Origin of the sequence: Gracilimonas mengyeensis (genome assembly GCF_900182705.1) — a bacterium.
GTDB lineage: Bacteria > Bacteroidota > Rhodothermia > Balneolales > Balneolaceae > Gracilimonas > Gracilimonas mengyeensis.
Window position 1 is genome coordinate 15693 of sequence record NZ_FXTP01000010.1, and the last position, 25819, is coordinate 41511.

The following is a 25819-nucleotide window of genomic DNA, read 5'->3' on the forward strand; positions in this document are numbered from 1 at the left end:
TCACTCCAATCTAATTTCTGCGACTCCCGATCCACTCGGAACCATTGGGAATACATTGTTTTCTTTACCCACCATTACTTCAAGGAAATAAGACCCGTCATAGTTGATGAACTCTTCAATGGCTCCTTTGAGGTTTTCACGCTCGGTTACTTTAGCCGTGGGGATATAAAATCCTTTGGCTAACTGCTGGAAGTCCGGGTTGATGAGTTCGGTGGATGAATATCGTTTTTCGAAAAAGAGTTGTTGCCACTGGCGTACCATGCCTAAAAATTCATTATTCAGCAGCAGTACTTTTACTTTGGCTTTGGTTTGATAAATGGTGGCCAGTTCCTGAATGGTCATTTGTAATCCGCCATCGCCAACAACCGCAACTACGGTTCGGTCAGGGGCGCCAAGGGCTGCTCCAATTCCGGCCGGCAGGCCAAAGCCCATGGTGCCGAGTCCGCCGGAAGTAATATTACTTTTAGATTGGGTGAATTTGGTATATCGGCAAGCTACCATCTGGTGTTGACCTACATCGGTAACCAGGATATGATCACCACCGGTAACATCATTGATATGGCGGATAACTTCACCCATACTCAATACATCCGATTTGGGATGAAGCTCTTCATCAATCACTTTGTCCCATTCTTCCTGATCGCAATCCCGGAAACGTTGCAGCCATTCTTCGTGGCTGTTGGGCTTTACGAGCTTGTTTAGTTCGGTGAGGGATTCCTTGGCATCGCCCAACACAGGTACATCAGCCGGAACGTTTTTGTCAATTTCTGCGGGATCAATTTCCAGATGAATCACCTTGGCCTGCTTGGCGTATTTATCCAGATTTCCGGTCACCCGGTCATCAAACCGCATGCCCACGGCAATCAATACATCGCATTCGTTAGTAAGCAGGTTGGGTCCATAATTACCGTGCATCCCCAACATCCCCACATTTAAGGGGTGATCGGTTTCCAGGGCCGAAAGCCCCATGATGGTCCATGCAGAGGGAATACCTGTTTTTTCAATAAACTGCTTGAATTCCTTTTCGGCATTTGCAAGAATCACTCCTTGCCCAAAAAGCACATAGGGACGCTCCGCATTGTTAATCAACTCGGCGGCTTCAGCCACTTTAGACATATCCAGCTTGGGTTTGGGTTTATAGCTTCTGAGCGAGGTACAAGGCTCGTATGCAAAGTCGAACTCCTCAAACTGGGCATCTTTGGTGATATCAATCACTACGGGGCCAGGTCGGCCGGACCGTGCTAGGTAAAATGCTTTTGCCAATGCCTGTGGGATTTCTTCCGCTTTCGTGATTTGAAAATTCCACTTTGTTACGGGCATGGAAATACCCAGCACATCGCATTCCTGGAAGGCATCGCTTCCCAATAGAGAAGAAGGCACCTGCCCCGTAATGCACACAAGGGGAGTGGAATCGATTTGGGCGTCGGCGATTCCTGTAATCAGGTTAGTGGCACCCGGACCCGATGTGGCGAGGCAGACTCCGACTTTACCATTGGCGCGGGCATAACCCTGTGCCATGTGAATAGCACCCTGTTCGTGCCGTGAAAGCACGTGATGAATGCTGTCCTGATGGTCATAAAGGGCATCATACACCGGCATAATAGCGCCGCCGGGATACCCAAAAGCCATATCGACATTCTCTTGTAGCAGGATCTGGACAATAGCTTCGGCCCCGGTCATGCGTTTAGTCGTCTTTGGTTTTTGTTTTGTTGATTGTTCGATGGTCTCTACAGTTCCCATAATGAGTGAGATTAAATGTTAAAACTCGTCTGTTACACAGCCATTGGAGGCCGATGAAACGGTTCGGGCGTATTTATAAAGGGTACCGCGGTTTTCCTTCAAGGGAGGGGCGGTCCAGTTCTCTTTGCGTTCGGCAAGTTCTTCGTCTGAAATCAACACGTTGATTTCTCGTTCTATAGCATCAATGCGGATGGTGTCTCCGTTTTGTATCAAGCCAATGGCACCGCCCACCTGGGCTTCCGGGGTGATATGCCCCACTACAAAACCGTGAGTACCTCCTGAAAAGCGTCCGTCGGTGATCAGGGCAACGTCGTTGCCTAAACCGGCGCCCATGATGGCAGAAGTAGGTTTCAGCATCTCCGGCATTCCGGGGCCGCCCTTGGGCCCGCAGTATCGAATAACAACGACATCGCCGGCTTCCACTTCACCGTTTCTAATGCCTTCATTGGCATCTACTTCATTTTCAAATACACGGGCGGTTCCTTCAAAAACTTCGCCTTCTTTACCAGTGATTTTTGCTACCGAGCCTTCCGGCGCAATATTGCCATATAAAATCTGTAAGTGCCCGGTTTTCTTGATGGGCTTATCCAGCGGATAAACAATGTCCTGTGTTTCATCCAGGGGAGCTACTTCAGCCAAATTCTCGGCCAGTGTTTTTCCGGTGATGGTGAGACAGTCTCCATGCAGCATGTCATTGTTCAACATAAACTTGAGTACCGCTGGTACACCGCCTGCTTTGTGCAGGTCTTCCATTACGTACTGCCCGCTGGGTTTCAGGTCGGCAAGGAAAGGAGTGGAGTCACTGAGTCGCTGGAAGTCATCCAGTCCGATATCAATATCCGCCGTTTTTGCGATGGCAATCAGGTGCAATACTGCGTTGGTAGATCCGCCCAAAACCATCACCAATCGGATGGCATTTTCAAAAGATTTTTTCGTGAGGATATCGGAAGGCTTAATATCATTTTCTAACAAATAGCGCAGATGTTTTCCTACTTCTTCGCATTCCAACACTTTGGAGCTGTCGTTGGCGGGATTAGATGAATTATAGGGCAGAGCTAATCCCAGGGCTTCAATAGAAGATGACATGGTATTGGCAGTGTACATTCCGCCGCAAGCACCGGGTCCGGGACACGCATGATGAATCACATCCTTAAACTCCTCTTCTAACATCTTCCCGCTAACTTTTTCGCCCCAGGCTTCAAAAGCGGATACCACGTCTAGTTTTTTTCCATTGTGATGTCCCGGTGCAATCGTACCGCCATATACCAATATAGAAGGACGATTTACGCGAATCATAGCCATCAGGGCGCCCGGCATGTTTTTATCGCAACCTACGATTGCCGCAAAGCCGTCGTAAGCCATGCCTTTAACCACGCTTTCCATCGAATCGGCAATGATATCGCGAGAGGGGAGCGAATAGCGCATACCCGGCGTACCCATCGAAATACCATCGCTAATACCGATGGTGTTAAAGATGAGCCCGTTCATATCGGAATTCTCAATTCCTTTTTTCACGTGAACGGCCAGATCGTTGAGGTGCATATTACAGGGGTTGCCCTCGTATCCCGTGCTTGCTACTCCGATGAGAGGTTTCTGCAGGTCGTCGTCGTCCAGCCCGATGGCATGTAGCATCGCCTGGGCTGCAGGCTGGGAGTCGTCTTGAGTTACCTGTTTACTGAATTTATTTAATTCCGCCATGTAAATGAGTGAGTCTGAGATTCTTGTCAAAAAGCTTAATCCAAAAAAAAAGCCTTCCGGTTTAGGGAAGGCTTTTTGTCAGTAATCATAATCGTGATGTCGTCACAAAGCTTTCCCTGATTGGTATGAACTACCAATGACTTGAATAATGACCAGAGAAATAATGACAGACAGCATAATTAAACGTTTATTTCGACCACAAAGAAAAGCTGATTTACATTCAGTATCAACTTTATTGTTTGTATAAGATTTTGATTAATGGGATGCCCAAACCGTTAGTTGCTGGCATTTCGTGGAGTGAATTTGCCTTTAATGACTTCCTGAACGGGTTTTTGATGGATTTTTGCCTCCAGCCAGGATATGATGTCCAAATATAAAAATGGCCTTTTTTGATAGGGCATTTCGTTTATTTCAAGCAATCGGTCACGCAGTTTGATAAACCGATCCTTGAGTGTTGAACCATTTGTTTTCCCCAAGTCTTGCAGAAATTTAAGGATTTCCTGCTGTACCAGGTTCAGATCATTCATCTTGCGAAGGAAGCGATATACCGAGCGAATTTGATACTCAACAAGGTTTTGATTTCCAAGTTCATAATGGGCAATCAGGTTTAGGATGCGTGCAAAACAATGCAGGTCCTCCCGCAGTTTCTGGTCGTGGTAGTTGATGATTTTATTGAGATACTCGATGGCTTTTTCATTCTTCCCAGCGCCAAAGTATAGGCAAGCTATTTTGTAATAAAACACCAGGATACGGTGTGGATCAATCTGCTGGGAATATTTCTCGATCTTTTGATTCAGTTCAGGTACCATTTCCGTACCCTCAGTAAAAGTACCAGCCATAAAGTGACTGTTAATTTTGGAGGTATAGAGATACATAAAGCCCAGGGTTTCCAGGTTTTCATTAGACCGTGTCGGGGGATCTTTGAGAAATGCTTCCAGCTTATTTTTCACTTTTTCATGCTTTTCGTAGTGCCCCAAGATGAATAGTGCTTCCAGTAAAACATGCTGCCCTTTTAAGTACCAGATGGGTTCCAGTTCCAGCATATCGGGGTTGTTGTTAAATAAGTCTACCCATTTCTGGGAATACCGGTATTGGAGCAGGAAGTCCTGTACAATGAGGCTGTACCAGGCATAAGAGACATTCAGGTAAAGCTGTTCGAAAAAACCAAGTCCTTCCCGGCTAATGTCCTTCAGTTCTTTTTTAAAATACCGGCTGATGTTCTCGTAGTCACGTTCATCCCGCACATGACCTGCTTTTATGTATATGCCGTATAGGCGAAGCGAGAGATTGGCCAAGCGGTTGTAATTATTGAGTGTATCAATTTTTTGTTCGGCTTGTTCAATCAGCTCATCAGCACGGTTTTTTAGGCTGCGGGTGATGTACTGAGATTCAATAATGCGTTCAAAAGTAAGAATCTCGTACTCCAGCGAATGCCGGTGATTTTGAGTTGCCAGGGATTTGGCTTTGTCTAACAGGCGCAGGCTTTGGATGTATAAGCCTTTATTATACAGGATACGGGCGTGGTCAATCTGTTCCCGCAAATAAATATCCACATTATGGTTGATGTTGGTAAGCCTGAGACTGGTAAGTATTTGTTTGTATAAGTGTGCTTTGAGGTTTGAAAACTGACGTTTTTTGACTCCTTTGAGGCTTTTGATGATATGGTCCTCATCGTATTCATCCACCTTGTCGATAGCATCAAACAGTTTAATAAATTTGGCATCGGGACTGCTGTTGCGGGTGGCATAAATCTTGAAAGCACGCTTTTCTGCCTTTGTCAACGATTTAATCAGTTGATAAAGATAGTCATTTGGTTGGTTGGCCATTGTATAAAATAAGTGAGTGTGAGTGTGCTAACTTACTGAAAATTAACTATCTATTGAAATAGCCGGAATTCTTGGGTGTCGTAAATACTATCAAATGTGGTTTTATGCTTTATATATATGCGCCTACATTCGGCCCAGTTACTTGAACTTTGACCAGAGAAAGTAATTGACACGGCTTTAAGTTAGAAAACCTCAGACTAATGCCAAATACACAAATACAGATATTCGATACTACGCTTCGCGATGGCGAACAAGTTCCCGGCTGCAGGCTCAACACCGAGGAAAAAATTGAAATTGCCCGGGAGCTTGAAAGGCTAGGCGTGGACGTGATGGAAGTCGGGTTCCCCGTTTCCAGTCCAGGCGACTTTGAGTCCGTGAAGCAAATCTCACAAATCATTACTGAGTCTACGGTGTGCGGGCTCACCCGCGCCGTACAAAATGACATCGAAGTAGCAGCTGAAGCCCTCGAGGGGGCGAAGCGTCCTCGTATACACACCGGTATCGGAACCTCCGACAGCCATGTGTTTAATAAATTACGCACTACCCGTGAAAAAGTAATTGAACGCGGGGTAGACGCGGTTAAACTGGCTAAGAAATACGTAGAAGACGTAGAGTTTTATGCCGAAGATGCCGGACGTACCGATAACGAATACCTGGCCAAAGTAATTGAAGCGGCAATCAAAGCCGGTGCAACGGTAGTTAACATTCCGGATACCACCGGTTACTGCCTGCCTTCTGAATACGCCGAAAAAATCAAATACCTTAAAGAAAATGTGAAAGGTATTGATAAGGCCATCATCTCTACGCACTGCCATAATGATTTGGGACTGGCTACGGCCAACTCCATTTCCGGTGTGCAGAATGGAGCACGGCAGATTGAATGTACCATCAATGGTATTGGTGAGCGTGCCGGAAATGCTTCTCTGGAAGAAGTAGTGATGATCATGCGTAAACACCATGATCTGAACTTTGACACGAATATCAACACAAAATACTTGTGCGAAGTAAGTGCGCTGGTATCCGCAAAAATGAATATGCCGGTACAAGCGAACAAAGCCATTGTAGGCTCAAATGCTTTTGCACATTCCTCAGGTATTCACCAAGACGGTGTGATTAAATCCCGCGAAACCTATGAGATTATTGATCCTGAAGAAGTAGGAGCTTTGGAGTCATCCATCGTACTTACCGCTCGCAGTGGCCGTGCCGCCCTTCACTATCGCGCCCAAAAGCTTGGTTTTGAACTGAGCCGTGAAGAACTGGATCACTATTATAAAGAATTCCTGAACTTGGCCGATCAGCAAAAAGTAATCCAGGACCAGGACTTGATCAACATGTTTACCGTTGCGGCCACAGGCTGAGGAATATCGAACATTCAACATCGAACATTGAAGAAGGAAATCTTGAAAGTTCGGATGTTTAAATAATCTTTGCTCCTGTAAACGAATTTCCCCTCTTGGGAGGGGAACAAGGGGAGGGTCGATGAATCCAGAGTTCGAAAATTAGCTGGTTATCTATTATACTCGCTCCAGACGCTTTGCGATGGAGTGCAAACAGCCATTTCCGATTTTGTTGGAGTTAATACCAAACCTGTCGGGTTTTTAAAACCTGACAGGTCTTTTTTAAAAAAGAATATTAAGTAAGAAGAAGTTTATTCATACATGCCTAAGACGTTATTTGATAAAGTTTGGGATAGTCATATTGTTACAGAGGTCGAGGGAGGGCAGGAAGTGCTCTATATCGACCGGCATTTCATCCATGAGGTTACAAGTCCGCAAGCTTTTAGCGGTATTCGCGAACGTGGAATCGATATTTTCCGTAAAGAAAAGATTGTAGCTACGGCGGATCATAATGTGCCTACCAAAAATCAGCACCTGCCTATAAAAGACGCACTTTCTAAACTGCAGGTGGATGCGCTGGAACAAAATTGTGAAGATTTCGGGATTGAACTCTATGGACTAGGACACCCTTACCAGGGGATCGTTCATGTGATTGGGCCCGAGCTGGGAGTTACCAAACCGGGCATGACCATTGTTTGTGGCGATAGCCATACTTCAACTCACGGGGCATTTGGTGCAATTGCATTTGGGATTGGAACTTCGCAAGTAGAACAGGTGATGGCCACGCAATGTTTGCTGGTGGAACGTCCAAAAACCATGCGCATCACTATTGACGGGGAGCTGGGTGAAGGCATTTATGCAAAAGACATCATTTTGTATATCATCTCCAAGCTGGGAACCGGTGGCGGAACCGGACATTTTGTAGAATATGCCGGCAGTGCTATCCGAAGCCTTTCTATGGAAGCCCGTATGACGATCTGTAATATGAGCATTGAGATGGGAGCCCGTGGTGGCATGATTGCTCCAGACGAGACCACTTTTGAATACGTGAAAGGCCGCGAATTTGCTCCCAAAGGGGAGGAATACGAAAAGGCCGTTAAGTACTGGAAAACCCTCTATTCCGATGATGAAGCCATTTTCGATACGGAATACACCTTCCCTGCTTCCGATATTGAGCCGATGATTACCTATGGTACTAATCCCGGAGCGGGTATTAAGGTAACCGGAAATGTACCTACCGAAGAAGAGGTAGAGAATCCCGACGGGCTCAAAAAGTCCCTGGATTATATGGGGTTAGAGCAAGGAGAAGCTTTATTGGGCAAAAAGATAGACCACGTCTTCATCGGAAGTTGTACCAACAGCCGGATTGAAGATTTACGTATCGTGGCTGATTTTGTGAAAGGGAAGAAGAAGGCCGATCACGTAAATGCGATGATAGTACCCGGATCACGACAAGTACAGCAGCAAGCACAGGAAGAAGGAATTGATAAGATTCTGGCGGAAGCAGGTTTTGAGCTTCGGCAATCGGGCTGTTCGGCTTGTTTGGGGATGAATGAAGATAAAATTCCCAAAGGCGAGTACTGTGTGTCTACCTCCAACCGGAATTTCGAAGGACGCCAGGGCCCCGGTGCCCGCACCATGCTGGTTAGTCCGCTTACCGCCGCTGCCATAGCCATTGAGGGCAAAGTGGTGGATCCACGAGAATTTATCATGCAAAAAGTAGCAGTGTAAGAGTTTATTATGGAGAAGTTTAACGTTTTAAAATCTACAGCGGTGCCCCTTCCTGAGGAGGATGTGGATACCGATCAAATTATCCCGGCGCGATTTCTGAAAGCCGTGAACAAAGAGGGCTTCGGTGAAAACCTGTTCCGTGACTGGCGATACGATTCAGAAGGGAATCCAAAAGAAGATTTTGTACTGAATAACGACAAATATTCCGGTCAGATTTTGGTGGCTGGACGCAATTTTGGTTGCGGTTCAAGTCGTGAACATGCGGCCTGGGCCCTTACTGATTATGGGTTTAAGGCTGTGATATCCAGTTATTTTGCCGACATTTTTAAGGGTAATGCCTTGAATAACGGATTGCTTCCTGTGCAGGTGAGCGATGAGTTTTTGAAAAAAGTGTTATCGGAGGTTCAGAAAAAGCCATCCACTCCGATAATAATAGACCTGCCGGAGCAAACGGTATCGCTGGAGGATGGAAGTACGGAAAGTTTTGAGATCAACGATTATAAGAAGATGTGCATGCTTAACGGGTATGATGACATCGACTTTCTGTTGAGCCAGAAGGACAAGATAAAAGCATTTGAACAACAACACGTAGAGTTTTAGGAATGAAAAAGAAGATAGCAGTATTACCCGGAGATGGTATTGGCCCGGAAGTCACTAAACAGGCCGTAAAGGTGCTGGAAGCAGTGGCTCACCGTTTTGGCCATGAATTTGAATATGAGAAAGCGCTGGTAGGCGCTGCCGCTATTGACGAAACAGGCGATCCGCTGCCGGATGAAACACTTCAGGTATGTTTGGATTCTGACGCTATTCTTTTTGGCTCCATTGGCGACCCCAAATACGACAATGATCCCAAAGCCAAAGTACGCCCTGAGCAGGGATTGCTGAAGCTGCGGAAAAGCCTGGGATTATATGCCAACATTCGTCCGGTTAAAACCTATAAGTCGTTGATTGATCATTCCCCTCTGAAAAAAGAGCGGGTGGAAGGGACTGATTTAGTGGTATATCGCGAACTTACCGGTGGCATCTATTTTGGAGAAAAAGGACGCAGTGAGGATGGCGAATCGGCTTACGATCATTGTAATTACTCTGTGGAAGAAATTGAACGCATTGCTACCATGGCTTTTGAAGCGGCTCAAAACCGCCGAAAAAAACTGACTTTGGTTGATAAAGCAAACGTGTTGGAAACTTCCCGACTTTGGCGCCAAACTGTTCAGGCCAAAGCGCCCAACTATCCCGATGTGGATGTAGAATACCTATTTGTAGACAATGCAGCCATGCAGTTGATTCTGCGGCCCAACCAGTTTGATGTAATCCTCACCGAAAACATGTTTGGGGATATCATTTCCGATGAAAGCAGTGTAATAACGGGTTCCATCGGCTTGTTGCCTTCTGCTTCTATAGGCGAAAAGAATTCATTATTTGAGCCCATTCACGGAAGCTACCCGCAGGCAGCCGGCAAAGATATTGCCAATCCGGTAGCTGCAATCTTATCCGTAGCTATGATGCTGGATCATTTTGGCCTGCATGAAGAAGCCGAGATGATCAATACCAATGTAGATCACATGATTAAAAAAGGTCTCGTTACACAAGATTTGGATGACCACAATTTCATCACCTGCTCCAAAGTAGGGGATGTGCTGAGCCTGTTGTTGGATAAAACCGTGTCCAATGCCCGCTTTGAAAATATGTTCGAAGGCAAACTGCCGGTTATTTAGGTGTTGCGGGTTTGCGTGGTTCGAGTTGCGGGTTACTCCTTGATACTCGTTACCAAGCTCCGGCTTGGTAATGCATATTGGAAGCTCCAGCTTCCAGGGATGTTGGTGCTAAGGCTTACGGTATCGAATTTAAGACAGGACAGGGTTTGGGTTTTCGGATTCGCTAATCCTGCCTCTTTAGGTGAGTAAGGGCGCATTGCAATGCGCCTTTACTGTGTGTAACATCACTGCTCAAACATCTCATCTCTCTTTTCCCGTAATTCTTCCACCAAATCTGCAATGGCAGCGGGGGGATTATGGTATTCAAACACCACTTTTTTGTTGATGTCGGGGGATTGAATCTCCAGCCATTCGGCACCGCCATCGGCGCAGTCGGGGCAGCCGTAAACATCATCAAGGGCAAGAAAAACCTCCTTATCCACCGAACTTGTCCAGCGATTCCATTCCTCTGCACTCACTTCAGTTTTGGCATAAACTTCCGCCTCTTCATTATTAGGAAGTCCACGATCATCAACCCTAAGCACCGCCTCCCGACTATTAAGTGAAAGCTCCTGGAAACAGTTTCCTATACACATTCCAAATGACTGTCCCGCTTTTATGGTGTAGTTGGTAGAAACAATGCCATCCTGAGTGCAGGCAGATAAAAACAGGACGAAAAGGATAAGAGTAAAGGGGTAGAGCTTTCTCATATTAAGGTATAGGTTAAAGTGAATTAAGGGTAAAAGAATAAGCTATCATTAATCCATACGTCCTTGAGGTTCACTTCGCTACATGCACCCTCAGTTTGTAATAAGAATAGATATAGAAGTGTTTAGTGGACATTCCGCGGCGTAGGCCGGAATCTTATTGTTTGCCGAATATCAATAGTTGGATTCAAAGTAACAATTAGATCCCTGCCTTCGCAGGAATGACCTTAAAACCTCCTATTAGCTCGGTTTTACGTATTCTTATCTCGAGCTCACGTTAAATTTTAACGATTTTCGAAAAAGTAGAAACCGTCAATGATATCAAGGTAAACGCCATCGAAGCGGGAATTCAATATTTTCTGCAGGTACGAATCCTCGCCGTTATATATGATCCTCTTCCACTCAGGGTCCCAGTATTTCACTTTATAATTACCTTCCCAGTTGGGGTTCTCCCGCACCAGCCAGTTAGGGTTGCCGGTATGCCAGCCGGGTTGCCAGTAAAAACGGTAATCTTCGGCTTCCCCAATACTCATATAACTGATAACCAAACGTTTGCCTCCATTTTCCTTTTGCCGGAGCGCCTCAACATCTTCATCTGTGAACAGGTTCTTATTCCAAAAAGCATCCATAATCAATACATCGTAATTGGTGTTTTGGATAGCAGAGATATAATCGGCTTTGGTATCAAATTCCTGCATGTTCAACAAATACAGAAAATTCTCTGCCTCAGAAAGCTGTGTGATATCACGGTCGTTTTCACCGGGCAAGTTTTCGGGGTAATCCGGAATTACGGTGAGGTCACGCTCCGGGGCAGCAAAAGAGAGAAAATCCAACGCCTGGTTTTGTGAATACGATTGATTGGCCTTGAAGGGTGTGTGGCAATAATCAGTTACCAGTACAGTTTTTCCCGTATCTTTGCCAACAGCCAGTTGTTCCAGCAGCCGGTTGGTTGCACGGGCCGGCGTGGGTTGATTATCTTCTTCATACCCAAAAAATAAATCCTCTTGTCCAAGTCCATCAATGGCATTTAAATACTCGGTAGCAGGGCTGTCATCAACAGTGAGCAACTCGTGCCCATTCTGTGGGATCACAATGAAGTCCTCGTCTTGTTCATGGGCATAATCCGCAATTTCCTGCACAAAGGAACGCATTTCTGCACGGTAGTCTGTAGTATCATTGGTGCCAATTATTCCACACGCAAAACTGGTAATAAACAGAAATAAGAGAAAGGGTAAAAGTGTGCGCATTGCTTTGTATTTTGAATGATAAACGAGATTGAATTTAAGGCTCTGATTTGCAGGAATTATTTAAAAAGGCTGAAGCCAATTTACAGAAAATTTGGGGATTTAAAGCATTCCGTCCCGGGCAGGATGAAGTAGTTCAGGCTGTATTTGAGGGTAAAAATACGTTAGTGCTATTTCCAACGGGCGGAGGTAAATCACTTTGTTACCAGGTGCCTGCAACGGTTTTTGAAGGGATGACGCTGGTTATTTCTCCCCTCGTTGCCCTGATGCAAGACCAGGTTCAGGCATTAAAAGTCAAAGGTATTTCGGCGACTTTTATCAACAGTACCATTCCATCTTACGAAGTTGAGCAACGTTTGGTCAATGCCCGCAACGGCATGTACAAGCTCCTCTACTGTGCACCAGAACGATTGAAGACCAGTCTCTGGGAGGCCGAACTTCCAAATCTTAATATTGATCTTGTGGCGGTGGATGAAGCACACTGCATCAGTCAATGGGGACATGATTTTCGTCCCAGCTACCGCGAAATTCGAAGCTCATTGGAATCCATTGCCGATCAAACACGCTGGCTGGCGCTTACCGCTACCGCTACACCTGAGGTTCAAAAGGATATAACAGATTCTTTGGGTTTTGAAACACCGAATGTCATCTCTCGTGGTTTCTCCCGACCAAATCTAAAATGGTGGGTCGTTTCATCACCCCAAAAAACAAAAAAACTGGAAGAATCAGTCACTAAGGCAGCCAAACGCGGAGACGGACTTGTTTACGGAGGTACCCGGAAAAATTGTGAGCGGTTGGCCAAGCGGTTTTCTTCTCTGGGTATTAAGTCGGAGCCTTATCATGCCGGTATCGCATCCGATCAACGCAAAGCCATTCAAAAGCGATGGATTGATGGGAAAACCCCGTTGGTTGTAGCTACAAATGCTTTTGGGATGGGCATCGACAAGCCGGATTGCCGGTATGTGGTGCATGAAGAAATGCCGTACTCGCTGGAGGCTTATTACCAGGAAGCCGGCCGGGCCGGCCGTGATGGCAAAGAAAGTTATCCTATTTTGTTATACAGGGAATCGGATTACGCGAAGGCGGAGAGGCGATTGGATGAAAACTATCCCACCAGAGATGAGCTGGAACATGCCTACCGTATTTTGTGCGACAGCTTTAACCTGGCCATAGGCTCAGAAATGGAGGAATCGGCTTCGTTTGACATAAATCAGATTATCAAGCGGGGAAAATTGTCGTATGGGAAAGCCCGCTCTGCCATGCGGCTGCTTGATCAGTTTGATATTATTGCCATGCAGCAGGAAGTGGAGCCTGCCGTAGGCGTGCAGTTCATGTTAAGTCAGTCGGGACTTAAGGCTTTTCGGGAGCAGTGTGAAAACGATGAGAAAGCGGAATTTGTAGATAAGCTGGAACGACTTTACGGAACCATGGCCTTTCGGGATATGGTGCAATTGGATGAAAAGTATGTGCTGGAAAAACTCTCGGTTCGCCGCAATGCTTTAGTAAAGGCGCTAAATGTACTGATGCAGAACGATCAAATCCTGGCTTTCGAGATGCACAAAGAACGTACGTTGGTAAAAGTGCTGGAGGCCCGGTCATCCAAATTACATTTATCAAAAAAAGAAGTAGAAGCTCATCGGGACAATATCTTCCGGAAGCTGGAACTGATGCATGGCTACGTTCGCACAGAAACCTGCCGTGAGGTATATCTGCGCAATTATTTTGGGGATACTTCGGCTAAACCCTGCGGCCATTGTGACAATTGTCTGCGTACTACAAAGGGAGATAATTCAACGCCGGATAATGAAGAGCTAAAGGCAGTATATGCTTGTCTCAAGCAAGATGAACAAACCATTGAAGATTTATGCAGCCAGACCGGTTTGCCCAAAAAAACGGTACTGCAATCGGTTCAATATTTAATTCGGGAAGAGCGGATCACTACAAACCCTCAGCGGCCGGGATATTATACGCTGTTGGTTTAAGGTGATATGGTGATTGGGTGATATGGTGGTGGGAGTGGTTTTTGGGAGTTTCGGCTTGGGTGGGTAGTATTCACAAACACCTCTCACAATCAGTGCAGGAACTAACTGCACTGATTGATCTCTCCTCAAGGAGAGACTTCTCCGAGGTAGTATAGAGGATTTGCTGGTGGATTAGGTACAAGATGTTGAATTTCACTCCCAGAAAGTCCTCCCTTCGCCTGTGCCGAGCATTCGGTAAGGGAGGTGCTCGGTTTTTGATTTATCAAAAACAGGCGGAGGGTGTACAATAGTAACTAAAGATTGGGCAATTTCAGGGGATTATCTCTCTTCATTCCCACTCAGTCCAAGTACTCAATTTCCCAAAGTATCTCTGTTGATAAGTGAGTCGGCGATGGCCACAGAATCTTGTGGGGAAAGGGAGTCGGCTGCAGATAGAGAATCTGCAAGAGCTACAGAATCCGGGTGGTTGCTATACACTGCTTTCATCGAATCGATGTGAGCCTGCAGGTTTTTTTCTTTGTGTTCCAGCCAGGCGGTAGCGGCTTCAATACGCTCAATCTGTGCCTGCACGTCGCTTTGGTAGAATTTATGGGAAGATGCAAAGGCAGCTTCCTCGATCTCATATTTTTCAAATACCAGCTGTTTGAGCGAATCCACATTCACACTGTCAGGGCGGGCGCTGGCATAGGTGCGGATATGCTGCAGTTCAATCATCACATCCATGTATACCGGTTCCGGAAGTAAGTTATCAGGAGGCTGTGGTTTTTCCACGCCCCGGCATCCTGCAAAAAGAAACAAAATGCCGAGTGTGGAATAACTAATAATCCGTTTGAGAGCCATGCGTGCTACTCTTTTTCGTTGGGGTTCTTGGGGTTAAGCGGACGCATGGTGATCTCATTGATGAGGTAGTTATCATCCGTTTCCAGTAAAAACTTCACCGTGCTTGAAATATCGGTGGTTTTCATCATGTTGGGATGATTTTCAATGCCTTCAATCTTACTGAACAGTTCGGTATCGATAGAACCCGGGAATACGCAAGTCACTTTAATAGCGTCGTAGCGGAGTTCTTTGAATAAAGCCTCACTGAATCCTCGAACGCCAAATTTGCTGGCATTGTAACCGGAAATGGTTGGGTTACCTAACAGGCCGGCAATGGAGGCAATGTTAATAATGTGGCAGGTATTTTTATTGGCTTTCATCAGCGGTACGATAAGGCGGGTGAGATAAAAAATGCCATTAAGGTTTACGTTGATCATGTTGTGCCATTCATCCAGCGAGAGGTCTTCTACATTGGCAGAACGCATAATGCCTGCGTTATTAATCAGGATGTCGGGTTGATGCTTACGCCCAAAGGTTTGGTCAACCCATTTTTCCAGCTTATCAGCTTCCGTCACATCCATAGTTACCGGGTGAAAAGCATCGCCCAATTCTTTCTGTAATTCTTGAAGTTTGTCCTTGCTGCGTGCCAGTCCGTACACTTCTGAGCCGTTTTTTACCAACATACGGCTGAATTCGGCGCCGATGCCGCTGCTTGCTCCTGTGACGATGGCAATTTTTGAATCAAGATTCATGCTAAAAATGGTATTTTGTGTTCATAACTCCGTGCATAAAGTACTACAAAAAGATGAGCAAATTCGATTCCGCTTCGCTAAAAAAACAATTATTCCTTGATGTGGGAAATACGGCCGTTAAAGCCGTTTACAAAGAGGGGATGGCCTGGAAAAAGGTAGACGCCCATTCGGCTCAAACCGGAAAGCAACTTATCCTGTGGATAGAGAATCATCGCGATGATTTTAGTGAAATCGTACTGGCCGGTGTTCGAACGGAGGTTCAGCAAGCACTGGTGGGAGAGCTTCAGCAAGCGGATTTTAACATTAAGACCGTCACTAATAAAGATATCCCCCGCGATCTTTTAGATTATGAAACGCCGGATACACTGGGTATCGATCGATTTTTGGCCTGTTATGGAGCCACCTTTCAAACCAAAGAGGCGGTAGTGGTTATTGATGCGGGCACCGCCACAACCATCGATTATATGGGACGGGATAAAATATTTAGGGGCGGAGTAATTGCACCGGGATTGACGGCCTTTACCGAGCTGCTACCCAAACACGCACCGGCTTTACCCAATGTTGAAGTAGAAATCCCGCAAAGCTGGCCGGGAAAGTCCACCATTCATTCATTACAATGGGGACAGGCAGGTTTCTATAAATTTGCTTTACAAGCTATGCTGAATGAATATGAGAAAGAATTCGGGCAGTTTGACTTATTTATAACCGGCGGCAACAGACAAACTATCCAGCAGCTTTTATCCATGGATTCGAAATTACGCCCCTATCTTATTTTTGAAGGATTAGAAAAACTCATCTAAATAAAACGGTAACAGTTATAATACTGCTGAAATTTAAAGATCAGGCGACTCACAATTCAAAATTCAGCATTAAAAATTAATCCTTCATCTTTAATTTTGAATCTTAAATCCTTAATTCCTTTACCCTCGTTCCACACGCTCTGCGTTGGAACGCATTGATGGTTTTATAGGCTGAATCTTTTAAATAGCTCTTCTTGAGAAGTCTAAGTCTCTTATCTCTCCCTTAGCATCCATCATCAGGTGGCAGGCAAAAATCTGCAATCTGCAATTTGTAATCTTCAATAACCCTACGTTTTCTTTTTCTTCTTCTTGGCTGCAGGAAACAGGATATTATTCAAAATCAGCCGGTAGCCGGGGCTGTTGGGATGCAGGGCCAGATCCGTGGGGGGATCGTTTACGCGATGGGTGTAATCCTCGGGATCGTGGCCGGCGTAGAAAGTGAAAGTGCCGCGGCCGTGGTTTCCGTGCAAGTACTTCACCTGGTTACGACCCGGAGCCTCACCTAAAACCACCACGGATGATTTCACTTTGTCTTTTTGATAGGCAGTAGTTTGTCCATAAAAACCACGGACGCTGCTTACATGATTTTGGGTAAGCATCGTTGGTACGGGATCCCATTTGGCTGAAAACTCAAACAAGGTAAAGAAGTCCAGCGATTGATCCACTTCATTGATACTCACTGGTACATCGATGTCAGCATGTTCATACTCTGAGGGATTGATAACGATGTCAAAATCCTCAAAAGCCAGTGTTTTACTGTAATCGATTTTGGATTGTGCATTGGGATCGGCGGGATCTCCATCAAATTGTTCGGGGGCAATGTCCACATCTTCGGCAGCCAGCGCGATATCAAAGGTATCGGTTCCGGAGCACATCGCGAATAAAAAACCGCCTTTCTCTACATAATCTTTAATAGTCCGGGCTACTTTCTTTTTTTGTTCACTAACCGAAGCAAAGCCAAGTTCTTCAGCCATGGCTTCCATTTGTTTAACTTGTGCGATATACCAAGGCATATTGCGATAGTTGGCCCAGAATTTTCCATATTGGCCGGTAAAATCCTCGTGGTGTAAGTGCAGCCAGTCGTATTCATCAAGCTTGCCTTCCAGTACTTCTACATCCCAAACTTTGTCGTACTCTACTTCTGCATAAGTGAGAGCAAGGGTTACGGCATCATCCCAGGGAAGAGCCTGATCGGGGGTGTAAACAGCTATTTTGGGAGCCTTTTCCAGGTTTACAACCGAGGTATTACTGCTATTACTTTCAACCTGATTTACAATATTGTTGGCTTGTGAGGCTGAAATAACATCCGCCTGTACATTGCGGAGCCGGCTTTTGCGTACAATGTCGTTTTCAACTTCGGCCAAAAAGCTGCCGCCGCGGTAATTCAACAGCCATTGGGCAGTATTTCCATCGGTTAAGTGGTTAAAGATAACCCCATACGCTTTCAGGTGATTGGTTTGGGATTCATCCATAGGGATGAGGATATACTGCTGGGCGAATGCTAAAAAGGGTAGTAGCGTGAATAATAGAGTCGTGAGAATTCGCTTGAACATATCAGGAATTTTCATTGGTTAATTCAGTTAATCGCTCGCGTGCATAAGGGGCATAAAACCCTTTGGGATATTGAATGATTAATTCTTCATAGATATCGTGGGCATTTTTTGTTTCGTCAGGGTTTTCAGAACTAAAGCAATTTTCGGTAGAGGAACAATTTCCGGGGAGGACACTCAAACCGGTTTGTTCGGCAAGGTTAGCTTGTTTCCACATTAATTTTTCTTTGACCGGACTGTAATTGTTTTCAGATAAAAACTGACTGAGATTCGCCAGTTTTTCCCGTGCATTTTGATCATAAGTGTTCACATAAAAAAGCATGGCGTCGTCTTTAAGCGCCCGGAATGCAGGATCTTCAATCATATCCAGAAACTGGTCATTGCTCTTTGCCGATTCTCCATTGTTGTACTTGAATACAGCATCAGCAAACCTGTCTAGACTGCTTCCGGTGGAATCTTCCGCAATACCCTGTTGCAGCCAAAGGCGGAGCTCAAGGGCATCATTGGCATAATAGGAAGTATTTTGACGCCCCAGGGATTTTAGCTGAATGGTTGCAAATTCATAATCCCCGGCATAAAAATCAGTGAGGGCTAAAAAGTAGCGGGTTTTTTCAGCCAGTCCGCCAATATCAGCCAGCTTGTTAGCCTTAGTAAGTGCAATGCGTGCCTGTGGGTAATTTTTCTTGGCAATTTGGATTCGTCCCTCCAGGTAGGCCAGTTCGGGAGACTCAATCATGCTTGGTAAATTCTGTAATTTCTCCAGAGATTGTTCGGCTTCATCCAGGTCAAACACATGATCAAGGGCAATTTCTGCTTGTTTTATATGAACATTACCCATCCTTGAATAATTGCTTGTTTCCGTTTCTATAGAATCCAGCATCACCGAAGCCAGTTGATAAAGGCTGTCCTTTTTATTTGTGTAATCAAGGCTGTAATCTTCTAAATACTTGGCCCATTTGGAATAGGTATTGGCCAGTTCTTCCATACTGCGCCATTTAATCTCACCGAAAGATTTCTCGATGTAGTAGGAAAAAGCTTCTTCCGCCAGCTTAAATTCATTGTTATCGGTAAGCTGCCGTCCCAGGTTGAACAACGAATAATTCAGTGAGGAGGAGCGGTTCTCATAGGTTTTAGCCGTGCTAAGTGCCCGCTGAAATAACTTATTTTCCTGTAGCAGCCATATCTGCAATTTGAAAAAGGTTTCGTACTCATCCTCTGCGGTAGATAAGTTATCCAGCCGTTCGTCCAGTTCCACAATGGTGATATCATACAAGAGCGGATCGTTATAGCGAAGCAAACTTCGTTGTATGTACGACATCTGTCCGGGAGACTCTTCCAGTAACTTCAGCCATTCTTGTATAGCAAGTTCATATTCACCGGCTTGCATGTAAGCATTTGCAATATCCCCAAAAAAGAAACTCTCGTTATTGAAATCAATTCGGGCCTTTTTGTACACATCAACCGCTTCCATATATTCTCTCCGGTTGATCATGGTACGGGCTGTTTCCACATAGACCTGAAGCTTTTTGTAGTGTGCATCCAGGTTAGCCTTCCAGATCTCAAGGGCTTTTTCGGTAGATCCTTTGTAGTGATATAATTCACCCAATATGATATTCGCTTCACCGCTGAAGTTGGGTTGATCGGAAAAAGACTCAGCCACAGGTATTCCACGCTCATACTGCTTCAGCTGAATCAGGCAATTAATCAGTGTTTTGGCATAATTAAAATTGTCTGGATTGTTTTGATGCAACTCTTCCAGCATGGGGAGAGCTTTCTCGTATTGATTCTTTTGCATCAACCGGTTAGCCAGCTGATAATCTCTGTTAATCTGAGCCTGAGCCGGCAGAGATAACGCGAGTAGGAGAGCTGCCGTTAAAAAAGTAAGTAGCTTGATGTTGCCCATCGGGCTATGATAATGTTGCAAGTTCGGGATAAAAATGTTTTAGTTCGCGGAAAAAGCGATTTATGGGGAAACCGACCACGTTGTAATAGTCACCTTCAATTTTTTCTACAAAGATCGCTCCGAGGTCGTCTTGAATGCCATATGCCCCAGCTTTGTCCATAGGATGACCTTTCTTAACATAGGCATCTATTTCCTCTTCCCCTAACGCACTAAAGGTAACTTTTGTTTGCTCATAAAAACTGTGATACCCGGTAATCTCCGCGTTTTTATCAGTTTTAACAAATGAGACGCCTGTGTACACCCGGTGGGTGGTCTCACTCAGGCGTTTCAGGGTGGTTTTGGCTTCTTCTGGAGTAGCCGGTTTACCTAATATTTCCCCTTCATGCTCCACAATAGTATCAGAGCCAATGATGAAACACCCGGGCTGAGAAGCGGCAACTTCGGTAGCTTTAAGTTCAGCGAGTTCGCATACTACCTCCTCAGGGGTAGATTTTGTGGGATTTTCTTCGGCATGGCTGGGAATTACTTCAAAAGTAAAACCGATTTGTTCTAAGAGTTTCTTCCTTCGCGGGCTTTTGGAAGCCAGTATAATTCGATGCATTTATGAATAGCTGCTTTTTGGGATTAACAGATAATTAGATAACTTTGCGTTCATATAACCGGAGAACCAGTCAAAGAATTTAATCAAATAAAATGGCAAAACGAGGACGCGATACCAACGATAAGGCCCCGATGTTTTTTTCGGCCTATAATTACAAGCTGATTGGCCTTTCTATACTTCTAATTGTAGTTGGCTTCACCGCCATGTATATGGAAAATGCCGTGAACGGTTTTATCTCTCTCTACATCTCGCCCATATTAGTGATGGCCGGTTACATACTGGTTGTTTTTGCCATTATGAAGCACGACCGTGACAAGAATACCGAAACAGAAACCTCGAGTTAATTCGGGTGTCTGACCGCCTGGTAAATATCTTTTTCTTCCTGGCATTGGTGTTTGTATTTATTTTAAATGCCGATGCAGAAGCACAGGTGCAGATTTTGCTGGCCTTTTGTTTAGCGGGATGTTTTGCTTTTATCGCTTTCATCTTTAATTGGCTGACCATTGACGGGGCTTCCGCTGCTTTTATATTCGGAACGGCTGCCTATGGTATAGGCGGACTTACCGCTGCTCTTGTGGTACTGGGCTTTTTTGTGACAGCCTCGGTACTATCCAAGAACGAATCTCACGAAGACATTCGCGCTGATAAAAAATTCAGGCGCAATGGAATACAAGTCTGGGCTAACGGGTTTTGGTTTACACTCTGGCTCTTTATTTGGTATTTGAGTGGTTATGATGTTTTTTTGATAGCCTCGGTGGCAGCCATCGCAGCCGCTACAGCCGATACCTGGGCCACCGAGATAGGGGCCAATAGACTGAATGCAAAAACCTGGTTGATTACCAGCCGCAAAAAAGTTCAGCCCGGAACCGATGGAGGAATAAGTATTTGGGGAAGCCTGGCGGCTTTGGGGGGCGCTATATTGATCGCTTTTATTTTTTGGGGGATGCAGCAGCAAATGGCTATCCATACTATCGGAGTGATCGCTGTAACCGGATTTTTGGGTTGTACAATAGATTCTTACATTGGCGCCCGCTTCCAGCATAAAGTATATCGGGTACTGCCCGGAGGCTACGAGGGGTCAGAAATATATATTAGCAACAATTTAATAAACTGGATATCAGCAGGCCTGGCTTCGCTGATTAGTTTGATATTAATTTTAATTACTGGCTTATGAAATGGTATAGAAAGTTACACTGGCAAATTATCATTGGTTTATTTTTAGGATTGATATGGGGCTTAGTAGCCAACTTTGCCGGTCTTAACGAATTTACCACCGATTACATCAAACCTATCGGTACCATTTTCATCAAACTGCTGGTATTGATTGCAGTGCCTTTGGTGTTGGTTTCGTTGGTTACCGGCGTTACCAGTCTTAACGACACCACTCAGCTTTCACGCATGGGCGGAAAAACCATCGGGATCTATGCCCTTACCACCGTTTGTGCGATAACCATTGGGCTTATCACTGTAAATGTTATTCAACCCGGAAAAACCCTGCCGCCCGAAACCAGGGATAAATTGCAGACAACCTACAGTGCTTCCATCGAAGACCGCAGCCAGAGTGCCCAGGAAGTGATGGACCGTGGTCCGCTGGATTTCTTCGTTGATATCGTACCTGAGAACCTGATTAATGCCGCCTCCGATAACTCCAATATGTTGCAGGTGGTATTTGTAGCTATTCTTTTAGGAATAGGAATCATCCAGATAGGAGGGCCTAAAGCAGAGTTATTAACTAAGGGGTTTGATGCTTTGAACGATGTGATTATACGCATCGTAGAGCTGATTATGCTCACCGCACCCTACGGGGTCTTTGCGCTGATGGCTTCCCTGTTGATAGATTTAGCCGGGGATGATTTAAGTGAGGCCCTTGAGCTGCTTTATGCCTTAGGCTGGTACTGCTTGGCTGTACTTATCGGGCTTACCATTCATGTATTTGTGGTTTATGCCAGCCTATTTAAAGCCACCAGTGATATGAAGCTTTCAACGTTTTTCAAAGCTATTCAGCCGGCTATGTTGCTCGGTTTTAGTACCAGTTCCAGTGCGGCGACTTTGCCTGTAACCATGGAAAGGGTAGAGAAGAACCTGGGCGTTGAAGATGAAGTTGCCAGTTTTGTGTTGCCGGTTGGTGCTACGGTAAATATGGATGGCACCAGTTTATACCAGGCCATCGCTGCCGTATTTATTGCCCAGGCCTTAGGGATGGATCTTACTATTGTGGAACAACTTACCATTGTATTAACCGCTACAGCCGCTTCTATTGGTGCCGCCGGTGTACCCGGCGCAGGCATCGTAATGCTGGTAATTGTACTGGAAGCCATACAGGTGCCAACCGCAGGTATTGCGCTCATTTTAGGGGTGGATCGTATTTTGGATATGTTCCGGACGATGGTAAACGTGACAGGGGATGCAGCGGTATCTGTGGCTGTGGCTTCCACAGAAGGACGTTTAGGGGAGCCCAACCTGGATGATTAAAATTTCCTGAGCCAGGATTTTTAATATGCCTTTATCCCTGAAAATCTGTTAATTAGATTGTTGTTAGCAATTAATGTAGCCCAAGTGCCTATGGCCTTAAAGTTACTATCCGGTACATACGCTAAATTCCTACATATCGCCCTTTTCGTTTTGGTTTTTCAGCCAATTACGCCTGTTGCAGCTCAAACCGTGTTGCTGCCGGGTGATGTAGCGGTGGTGTCTGTAAGTGCAGACAGCCAATGGGTTGACTTTATCCCACTTTTAGATATTGAGAAAGGCACAGAGTTGTATATAGGGGAAGGCATCTGGGATGATACTGCGCACACGCTTAAGGGGCAAGAGATTCTTGTGCGTTTTGACGAGACTGTTGAAGCCGGTTCACATCTGCACATAGCCAAACATAACGAACAACGCATTTCTGTTACCGGGGATTTCTCTTTTAAGGGCGATACCCACCGGATTTTTATCTATCAAAAAGAAAATCATAAGTACCGGTTTATCACCGCAGCAGGATGGGGAGCCGGACCACTTTGGAACAATGACGAAATAGATAATGCCTCAGATCTTCCGGAAAGTCTTCAGCAAAAAGAAAATACGGTTTTAAATCTTGGTAGCTTGCCAAACTATCAATATTACCTGCGAAACGGGGCCAGCGGAACCCCGCGATTGATCCGCAAATTTGTGTACGACGAAGCCAATTGGCGTACCCGCCCCGATCAGCCTTTTACCCGCTTTGGTACTTCATTCAACATGCTGAAGCCTCCGGTTATTCTTTTTGAGAACAGTGTTTCTACCGTAAAAGAAAGTGATACTACGGCCACCTTGAATGTGGCCATTTACGGGCATGATGGCTCCCGGTTAACCGTAGATGTTCTTTTTGATTCGCTGCGCAGTACTGCTTCATATGCTGATTTTTCAACGCCAGACACTTTGCATCAAATAAATTTTACGGGCTTAATTGGAGATGCCGTTTTTGAAGTGCACGTACCAATAGTCGACGATCAGGTTTATGAAGGTACTGAAAGCGCGATTTACGAATTGGGTGGTCTCACACAAGGAAACTTCGGGGACTTTTTGACCCACAGCTTAATTATCAGAGATAATGAAGTGCCAGAGGTTGAAATAATCAGTGTGCAAAAGCTTGCCAATGGCGTGGAACAGGTAGAGATTAGAAATGAAGAATATTATCCTATATCCTTGCAGGGGTGGAGTTTTAAAGTGGGAAAAAACCGTTTCTATTTTAATGAGAATATCCGTCTTGCGGCGAATGAAACTTTACTATGGCAATCCAACAGCCAACCAGACCATCAACCCGAAGAAGGAGCCCGTTATTTTGCTGCCCAATTAAACGAAGAATTACTACAGGCAGGTAAAACATTATTTTTGTTGGATGAATATGAGAATATTATTACCCGTTCTCAGACCGTTTCCATGGATTTAGCTCAAAGAAATACAGCGATAGACAAAATCTCCTCCGGAAGTACCGCTACGCCCGAACATGTTGCAGCTTTGACACAGAGCGGTTTAGGAACTATGGAAGCAACCACAGCTGAAAAACAGTCCAGATGGCAAGCTATTCCGTTGAATAGGATATTAAAGGAGCAGTTTCCTGATAAGGAATTTTATTACTGGAATGCTATCGACAAAACCTTTCAGGAAGTGAATTCAGATGATGTTACAGGTATTGGATTTAGTGCAATAGAACCCGGCGAAAAGAGAATTTTTGAAGGACTGCAGGCTAAAGTACCGGCAGAATCCATGGAGTTGACCGCACAGATGGCAGCCATTGATAAAGATGAAAATGGTGCAATTGACGGATTGGAAGGTCTCAACTTATTATATAATAATACATCCCAAACGTTTACGGCTGCCGATTTTTTAGAAGGATGGAAACAGGATTATCCCGAAATAGAACTGGATAATAACCTTTACCTGGTGCGAAACAATGCAGAGGGAAAATTGGTGTATGAGCTTTTAAAAGCTGGAGATGTTATTTCATCAGAACAAGCTTTTTGGATACAAGTCAACTCGCCCCTGGAGCTTGATACGTACTCGGTTCGTCTATTGATGAGAGAGGGAGAGTTGGTTACAGATCAGCCAAGGGAAAATGCAGGGATACAGTTTCGTTTTACGGCGGGAGCCATCACGCAAAAAGTAGACTTGCAGCTTTACGAGGATGAAATTCCGGATATACCCCGTAATTTAAACATGTATGAAGCTTTGTTATTTTCAGGGCATCAGGATTTAGATATCGCATTTGGACACACGGGCGAGTATTATAGTAAGGCAACAATTTCCAATACTTTAAATACTCAGCGTTCTTATCCATTATGGCTCAGAGTTCCTGCAGAAGGAACTACGGTTACACTTGAAATTGGGAAATGGGAAGAAATTCCTGAAGGCTGGAACATCACACTGTTGGATCAGTTTACAGAGAAGCAATATGATCTAACGAAAAATTTTAATCTACGTTTTGAAACCGGCGTTCATGAAACTGTTCAGGGTAGTGATGAAGAGGAAACTTCACCGGTACTTGTTCAGCGCTTTATGGTGACCATTACTCCACCTGAAGCTGAAGCCGAGGCAGCTAATGTTAATGAAGAGCTGGACGTGCCCAGGGAGATAGAGCTGCATCAGAATTATCCAAACCCATTTAATCCCGCTACAGCAATTTCTTTTTATTTGCCCGAAACGCAATGGGTCCGGTTGTCTGTTTTTAATATTGTAGGCCAGCCGGTAGCAATTATAACGGAAGGAACATTGTCAGCCGGGGAACATCAATTTGAGTGGAATGCCGCAGATAAACCCAGTGGAATGTATATTTACCAGCTGGAAGTAGGCAATAAAGTAATGACCCGAAAGATGACTTTAGTAAAATAAAATAGAAAGTGAACAATTTTTTATTTTAAAAAGTTAATACAACAGAACCTTAATAAATCAAACAAGGACTTACGTTTAAAACC

20 protein-coding genes are annotated in these 25819 nt (G+C 45.0%); 10 read left to right on the top strand and 10 right to left on the bottom strand.

The genetic code is table 11. The annotated features are described in order from the left end of the window. The 3 genes from ilvB to FN815_RS11770 all read right to left on the bottom strand — a co-directional run bounded on the left by ilvB (nucleotide 1) and on the right by FN815_RS11770 (nucleotide 5264). Nucleotides 1-1740: a biosynthetic-type acetolactate synthase large subunit gene (gene ilvB / locus FN815_RS11760; protein ID WP_142454837.1), complete on the bottom strand. Its 1740-nt coding sequence runs from the start codon at nucleotides 1738-1740 to the stop codon at nucleotides 1-3. 18 nt (nucleotides 1741-1758) lie between these two features. Next, entirely contained in the window at nucleotides 1759-3438 is a 1680-nt protein-coding gene (gene ilvD, locus FN815_RS11765; protein ID WP_142454838.1) for a dihydroxy-acid dehydratase, read from the bottom strand. Between the two features lie 275 nt (nucleotides 3439-3713). Continuing rightward, a complete protein-coding gene (locus tag FN815_RS11770; protein WP_246075261.1) occupies nucleotides 3714-5264 on the bottom strand; it encodes a hypothetical protein in 1551 nt (516 codons plus the stop codon). A 200-nt stretch (nucleotides 5265-5464) separates the two neighbouring features. Between FN815_RS11770 and FN815_RS11775 the strand changes: the two genes are divergently transcribed. The 4 genes from FN815_RS11775 to leuB all read left to right on the top strand — a co-directional run bounded on the left by FN815_RS11775 (nucleotide 5465) and on the right by leuB (nucleotide 10047). Further along, nucleotides 5465-6622, top strand: a complete 1158-nt coding sequence (locus FN815_RS11775) for a 2-isopropylmalate synthase (RefSeq protein WP_142454839.1) — start codon at nucleotides 5465-5467, stop codon at nucleotides 6620-6622. A 300-nt stretch (nucleotides 6623-6922) separates the two neighbouring features. Further along, on the top strand, nucleotides 6923-8332 hold the full coding sequence (gene leuC / locus FN815_RS11780) for a 3-isopropylmalate dehydratase large subunit (protein ID WP_142454840.1): 1410 nt from the start codon (nucleotides 6923-6925) through the stop codon (nucleotides 8330-8332). A 9-nt stretch (nucleotides 8333-8341) separates the two neighbouring features. Continuing rightward, nucleotides 8342-8932 (top strand): 3-isopropylmalate dehydratase small subunit, encoded by a 591-nt coding sequence (gene leuD, locus FN815_RS11785; protein WP_142454841.1) that lies wholly within the window; start codon nucleotides 8342-8344, stop codon nucleotides 8930-8932. Between the two features lie 2 nt (nucleotides 8933-8934). Next, nucleotides 8935-10047 carry a 3-isopropylmalate dehydrogenase gene (gene leuB / locus FN815_RS11790; protein WP_142454842.1) on the top strand — a complete coding sequence of 371 codons (1113 nt, stop codon included), beginning with the start codon at nucleotides 8935-8937 and terminating at the stop codon, nucleotides 10045-10047. Between the two features lie 224 nt (nucleotides 10048-10271). On the opposite strand, the gene FN815_RS11795 is transcribed toward leuB, so the two are convergent. Together FN815_RS11795 and FN815_RS11800 are read right to left on the bottom strand one after the other, a co-directional pair. Then, a complete protein-coding gene (locus FN815_RS11795; protein WP_142454843.1) occupies nucleotides 10272-10736 on the bottom strand; it encodes a hypothetical protein in 465 nt (154 codons plus the stop codon). A gap of 281 nt (nucleotides 10737-11017) precedes the next feature. Beyond that, the gene (locus tag FN815_RS11800; protein ID WP_142454844.1) at nucleotides 11018-11980 is read right to left on the bottom strand and encodes an endo alpha-1,4 polygalactosaminidase; all 963 of its coding nucleotides are present in this window, start codon (nucleotides 11978-11980) and stop codon (nucleotides 11018-11020) included. 47 nt (nucleotides 11981-12027) lie between these two features. Here FN815_RS11800 and FN815_RS11805 point away from each other — a divergent pair, with 47 nt between their 5' ends. After that, complete coding sequence (locus FN815_RS11805) at nucleotides 12028-13959, top strand: RecQ family ATP-dependent DNA helicase (protein WP_142454845.1); 1932 nt, start codon at nucleotides 12028-12030, stop codon at nucleotides 13957-13959. A gap of 351 nt (nucleotides 13960-14310) precedes the next feature. Here the strand turns inward: FN815_RS11805 and FN815_RS11810 are convergent, their stop codons facing one another. Together FN815_RS11810 and FN815_RS11815 are read right to left on the bottom strand one after the other, a co-directional pair. Then, nucleotides 14311-14799: a DUF4296 domain-containing protein gene (locus tag FN815_RS11810; protein ID WP_142454846.1), complete on the bottom strand. Its 489-nt coding sequence runs from the start codon at nucleotides 14797-14799 to the stop codon at nucleotides 14311-14313. Nucleotides 14800-14804: 5 nt separating this feature from the next. Continuing rightward, a complete protein-coding gene (locus FN815_RS11815) occupies nucleotides 14805-15530 on the bottom strand; it encodes an SDR family oxidoreductase (protein WP_142454847.1) in 726 nt (241 codons plus the stop codon). Between the two features lie 53 nt (nucleotides 15531-15583). Here FN815_RS11815 and FN815_RS11820 point away from each other — a divergent pair, with 53 nt between their 5' ends. Next, nucleotides 15584-16330 (top strand): type III pantothenate kinase, encoded by a 747-nt coding sequence (locus tag FN815_RS11820; RefSeq protein WP_142454848.1) that lies wholly within the window; start codon nucleotides 15584-15586, stop codon nucleotides 16328-16330. A 287-nt stretch (nucleotides 16331-16617) separates the two neighbouring features. Here the strand turns inward: FN815_RS11820 and FN815_RS11825 are convergent, their stop codons facing one another. From FN815_RS11825 to FN815_RS11835, 3 genes are read right to left on the bottom strand one after another with little or no spacing between them, the layout of a single operon-like run. Further along, on the bottom strand, nucleotides 16618-17883 hold the full coding sequence (locus FN815_RS11825; protein ID WP_142454995.1) for an asparagine synthetase B: 1266 nt from the start codon (nucleotides 17881-17883) through the stop codon (nucleotides 16618-16620). Nucleotide 17884: 1 nt separating this feature from the next. Continuing rightward, on the bottom strand, nucleotides 17885-19783 hold the full coding sequence (locus FN815_RS11830) for a tetratricopeptide repeat protein (protein ID WP_142454849.1): 1899 nt from the start codon (nucleotides 19781-19783) through the stop codon (nucleotides 17885-17887). A 4-nt stretch (nucleotides 19784-19787) separates the two neighbouring features. Next, on the bottom strand, nucleotides 19788-20384 hold the full coding sequence (locus tag FN815_RS11835; protein WP_142454850.1) for a Maf family protein: 597 nt from the start codon (nucleotides 20382-20384) through the stop codon (nucleotides 19788-19790). A gap of 92 nt (nucleotides 20385-20476) precedes the next feature. Between FN815_RS11835 and FN815_RS11840 the strand changes: the two genes are divergently transcribed. From FN815_RS11840 to FN815_RS11855, 4 genes are all read left to right on the top strand, one after another. Next, the gene (locus FN815_RS11840) at nucleotides 20477-20728 is read left to right on the top strand and encodes a DUF3098 domain-containing protein (protein WP_142454851.1); all 252 of its coding nucleotides are present in this window, start codon (nucleotides 20477-20479) and stop codon (nucleotides 20726-20728) included. A 5-nt stretch (nucleotides 20729-20733) separates the two neighbouring features. Beyond that, nucleotides 20734-21558, top strand: a complete 825-nt coding sequence (locus tag FN815_RS11845; RefSeq protein ID WP_185957279.1) for a DUF92 domain-containing protein — start codon at nucleotides 20734-20736, stop codon at nucleotides 21556-21558. After that, on the top strand, nucleotides 21555-22856 hold the full coding sequence (locus tag FN815_RS11850; RefSeq protein WP_142454853.1) for a dicarboxylate/amino acid:cation symporter: 1302 nt from the start codon (nucleotides 21555-21557) through the stop codon (nucleotides 22854-22856). Before FN815_RS11845 ends, FN815_RS11850 begins: the two co-directional genes overlap by 4 nt. 90 nt (nucleotides 22857-22946) lie before the next feature. Then, a complete protein-coding gene (locus tag FN815_RS11855; protein WP_142454854.1) occupies nucleotides 22947-25736 on the top strand; it encodes a T9SS type A sorting domain-containing protein in 2790 nt (929 codons plus the stop codon). Nucleotides 25737-25819: the final 83 nt, after the last annotated feature.

Coding starts and splice junctions, on each gene's coding strand:
- ilvD (WP_142454838.1), bottom strand. CDS start 3,438: ATGGCGGAATTAAATAAATTCAGTAAACAGGTAACTCAAGACGACTCC.
- FN815_RS11830 (WP_142454849.1), bottom strand. CDS start 19,783: ATGGGCAACATCAAGCTACTTACTTTTTTAACGGCAGCTCTCCTACTC.
- FN815_RS11815 (WP_142454847.1), bottom strand. CDS start 15,530: ATGAATCTTGATTCAAAAATTGCCATCGTCACAGGAGCAAGCAGCGGC.
- ilvB (WP_142454837.1), bottom strand. CDS start 1,740: ATGGGAACTGTAGAGACCATCGAACAATCAACAAAACAAAAACCAAAG.
- leuC (WP_142454840.1), top strand. CDS start 6,923: ATGCCTAAGACGTTATTTGATAAAGTTTGGGATAGTCATATTGTTACA.
- FN815_RS11820 (WP_142454848.1), top strand. CDS start 15,584: ATGAGCAAATTCGATTCCGCTTCGCTAAAAAAACAATTATTCCTTGAT.
- FN815_RS11850 (WP_142454853.1), top strand. CDS start 21,555: ATGAAATGGTATAGAAAGTTACACTGGCAAATTATCATTGGTTTATTT.
- FN815_RS11855 (WP_142454854.1), top strand. CDS start 22,947: ATGGCCTTAAAGTTACTATCCGGTACATACGCTAAATTCCTACATATC.
- FN815_RS11840 (WP_142454851.1), top strand. CDS start 20,477: ATGGCAAAACGAGGACGCGATACCAACGATAAGGCCCCGATGTTTTTT.
- FN815_RS11770 (WP_246075261.1), bottom strand. CDS start 5,264: ATGGCCAACCAACCAAATGACTATCTTTATCAACTGATTAAATCGTTG.
- FN815_RS11795 (WP_142454843.1), bottom strand. CDS start 10,736: ATGAGAAAGCTCTACCCCTTTACTCTTATCCTTTTCGTCCTGTTTTTA.
- FN815_RS11775 (WP_142454839.1), top strand. CDS start 5,465: ATGCCAAATACACAAATACAGATATTCGATACTACGCTTCGCGATGGC.
- FN815_RS11835 (WP_142454850.1), bottom strand. CDS start 20,384: ATGCATCGAATTATACTGGCTTCCAAAAGCCCGCGAAGGAAGAAACTC.
- FN815_RS11825 (WP_142454995.1), bottom strand. CDS start 17,883: ATGTTCAAGCGAATTCTCACGACTCTATTATTCACGCTACTACCCTTT.
- leuD (WP_142454841.1), top strand. CDS start 8,342: ATGGAGAAGTTTAACGTTTTAAAATCTACAGCGGTGCCCCTTCCTGAG.
- FN815_RS11800 (WP_142454844.1), bottom strand. CDS start 11,980: ATGCGCACACTTTTACCCTTTCTCTTATTTCTGTTTATTACCAGTTTT.
- FN815_RS11810 (WP_142454846.1), bottom strand. CDS start 14,799: ATGGCTCTCAAACGGATTATTAGTTATTCCACACTCGGCATTTTGTTT.
- leuB (WP_142454842.1), top strand. CDS start 8,935: ATGAAAAAGAAGATAGCAGTATTACCCGGAGATGGTATTGGCCCGGAA.